Genomic DNA, 2,707 nt, shown 5'->3' with positions numbered 1-2,707 from the left:
TGTGTTGAAGTCGCCTGTGTTGAAGTCGCCTGTGTTGTGGTTGCCTGTGTTGCAGCAACCTGTGTTGTGGTTGCCTGTGTTGCAGTGGCCCGCGTTGTGGTTGCCTGTGTTGTCGTCGCCTGTGTTGAAGTCGCCTACGTTGTAGTCGCCTGTGTTGTGGTTGCCTGTGGTCATTCCGTCCATGTGTTACTCCTCTCTCGCGGCTTCTTCGGTGGCGCCGATTTCTTTTTGAACTCTCTCGTATAACGCTTTTATATTTGCTGAATGGTTGCACATGTCGTTTGTTATCTCACGTAGCGCTAATTCTTTTAAGCGCAAACTAGAAACGATTTCTTTCAGTTCGTTATCCGTTGTTTTCATGTTTGTTCCTTTCATACGTTGAATGTTTAATCTGGTATTTGCTCGTCAAGCGATTGTTTGAATTTTTCAAAAATGAATTGGCGCACGTTATATTTGTATTGGATAATTGTGAGGTCACCAATAATGCGCCTTAAATCAGCCGTTATTTTTGGTTCGGTGGTGTCTTTTAGTACAGGTATTGCGCCCTTTTTACCTGCCAACAACGCGTACAAGTTGTACTCATCGGGATTCATGCAAAAGATTTCACGGCTTAATTTTTTAATCACACGTAACGTAATTTGGCGTACCCGCTCGCGCAATAAGGGCTTTTTTTCGCCTACCTGTATGCCAACTTCCTCGTAGCTTAAAGGCTCGCGTCCAAATAGTCCGTATCGAAGAATGATTATGTTTATGTTTCTTTCTGTTAATCGGATATGGTTAAGCTTGTTCATTACTAACGGTGCTATCCACGCTATCTCGTCGTCGGATAAATTCTTGGCTCGTTCAGCGCTCATGTGCTGTGATAATAGTTCGCGGATAAGATTGAGCATTCCTTGCGAAGGCTCATCTGTTTTATCCATATACGCTCCTTTCAAAGTAATTACTTTTGTCATTACTCGCGTTTCTTACCATTCGAGAAACGCTAATCGCTATGCGGTTTTCAAGGTACATATGAATAAGCGCTTATAGCGTCATTCGGTGCTGCTCGGTCGTGCGGTCGGGCTAGTTGCGTGTAGGGGCTTTATCCACAAGGTCGTCAAGAGCACAGTTAAACAACCTTGAGAGCTTTGCACCCTCGCTAAGAGTAAAGTCAGATCGCCCGCTAAGCTTGTTGCAAAGCGTGCTGGGTGCGATGCCTAGACACTGCGCGACTTCTTTTTTGGTCTTGCGATTTACCAATAAATAGCTTCCTAAACGTTTTTTAATCTCGTTCATCTCAACTCCTTTCATGCGTAGAATTCTAAGCACTTGATGTATATATTACGTAGAATTCTAAGCAAGTCAATACAAAAACTTGATAATGCGTAGAATTTTGTGCATAATGTGAAAATACCTAATAAACGACTATTTCTAGCGAGGGATTAATTTGTCTCCGTTTAACAAAGCATTTCTTGAGCTTTTAGAAGCATCCGATATGACCAATGCCGACTTTGCGCGCAAAACGGGGTTTGGCACATCTTATATAAGCCAATTGTGCACAGGGAAAGTTACTGACCCGTCCATGAGCAAAGCTGTAATTATTGCCGACGCGTTCGGCATTTCATTGCAAGAGTTATGGGAACAGGTACAGAAACATCAGTGATTAAATATCCATTTATCAAGGTACGAACTTACGTTCGATTGTAGATGGTAGTAGCGACAGAACTTCGCCAAAATAAAAAGATGGAATAAACCGGAGCTGAGGAAGATAGATAGGGGTATGTACGATGTTATTTAGAGATGTGCTCCGTACAGAGATGAAGAAAAAAGGCGTGACCGTCATTGAGATGGCGGAGCAGCTTGACACAACACGCTCATATGTCTACCAGCTTTTGAACGGCGACATTAAGGAGCCTACCATCTCGCGCGCGTTGCTAATATGCAAGGCGCTTGATATAAGCATTGACGAGCTCGCCAGAAACATCAGTAATTAACTATCCAATTATCAAGGTACGAACTTGTGTTCGATTGTATACGAGGGGTAAGACACATGTTCGGACGATGGGTGGCGCTATAATATCGTGGAGCAGATACGAACAGCATGCAAGCTGTTCTTACGTACTTTGGGAGCGTGAAGACAAGTGAAGACATATCGGGCAACATCGATGCACTACGCTGATGTTGCGGATGTCATGTACGTGCTTCTAAAGGATGATGCTGACTTATCCGTTGCGCATAGAATAGAGGACACGCCTTCTGGTGCATCGGTCATGTACGATGGCTCTGGTGCGGCTGTTGGCGTTGAGATTTATGACTTTAGCGAAAAGATCAGCGACAAAGCAGGCGTAATCAAAGTTGATGCAGCGCGACCGTTTATGGTAGCTTATAATTAAAAGTCCCCTCCGTGGTCCGCTAAGAAGAAGCGTGGAGGGGCTCTGTTAAGTACAGTCTATCAATTCCCCAAGGCCTGCGCAATTTCAGCTTTTTGTTTTTTTCTGTTATGCTATTCTGTAAACAGTGACCACCTGAAAGTAGAGTCCTCACTATCCGAGTGTATGCGAAATCAGGGCGGATGTTTAACTTGCCAGTGATGGCGTTCGTGTTCTTACGGGGGCACGGATAACGAAAAGGGTGACCGCATGCGGCGCCCTTTTTTATTGATGGTGATTTAGCATGATGCTAAATACAGCAAACAATAATGTAAAAATATATGTAAACAATGCAGAAA

Annotated in this window: 7 protein-coding genes; 3 read left to right on the top strand and 4 right to left on the bottom strand. The window is 43.8% G+C overall.

All coding sequences use genetic code 11. From position 1 onward, the window contains the following. The 4 genes from HMPREF3192_RS06965 to HMPREF3192_RS06435 form a co-directional block, all read right to left on the bottom strand. Positions 1–183, bottom strand: a 183-nt coding sequence (locus HMPREF3192_RS06965) for a hypothetical protein (protein ID WP_197414586.1), incomplete at its 3' end; no start/stop codon positions are given. A gap of 3 nt (positions 184–186) precedes the next feature. Then, a complete protein-coding gene (locus HMPREF3192_RS06855) occupies positions 187–360 on the bottom strand; it encodes a hypothetical protein (protein WP_156422902.1) in 174 nt (57 codons plus the stop codon). 26 nt (positions 361–386) lie between these two features. Continuing rightward, positions 387–920 (bottom strand): hypothetical protein, encoded by a 534-nt coding sequence (locus tag HMPREF3192_RS06440; protein WP_066306685.1) that lies wholly within the window; start codon positions 918–920, stop codon positions 387–389. Positions 921–1,062: 142 nt separating this feature from the next. Then, positions 1,063–1,275, bottom strand: a complete 213-nt coding sequence (locus tag HMPREF3192_RS06435; RefSeq protein WP_066306684.1) for a helix-turn-helix transcriptional regulator — start codon at positions 1,273–1,275, stop codon at positions 1,063–1,065. Positions 1,276–1,426: 151 nt separating this feature from the next. Here HMPREF3192_RS06435 and HMPREF3192_RS07155 point away from each other — a divergent pair, with 151 nt between their 5' ends. The 3 genes from HMPREF3192_RS07155 (at position 1,427) to HMPREF3192_RS06420 (ending at position 2,372) form a co-directional block, all read left to right on the top strand. Continuing rightward, positions 1,427–1,642, top strand: coding sequence for a helix-turn-helix domain-containing protein (locus HMPREF3192_RS07155; RefSeq protein WP_066306678.1), 216 nt, complete (start codon positions 1,427–1,429; stop codon positions 1,640–1,642). A gap of 124 nt (positions 1,643–1,766) precedes the next feature. Next, positions 1,767–1,973, top strand: coding sequence for a helix-turn-helix domain-containing protein (locus tag HMPREF3192_RS06425; protein ID WP_066306676.1), 207 nt, complete (start codon positions 1,767–1,769; stop codon positions 1,971–1,973). Positions 1,974–2,144: 171 nt separating this feature from the next. Beyond that, a complete protein-coding gene (locus HMPREF3192_RS06420) occupies positions 2,145–2,372 on the top strand; it encodes a hypothetical protein (RefSeq protein ID WP_066306667.1) in 228 nt (75 codons plus the stop codon). Positions 2,373–2,707 lie beyond the last annotated feature (335 nt).

The sequence above is a fragment of the Atopobium deltae genome, from assembly GCF_001552785.1.
GTDB classification, from domain to species: Bacteria; Actinomycetota; Coriobacteriia; order Coriobacteriales; family Atopobiaceae; genus Atopobium; species Atopobium deltae.
This window is presented reverse-complemented; position numbering and strand designations above follow the sequence as displayed.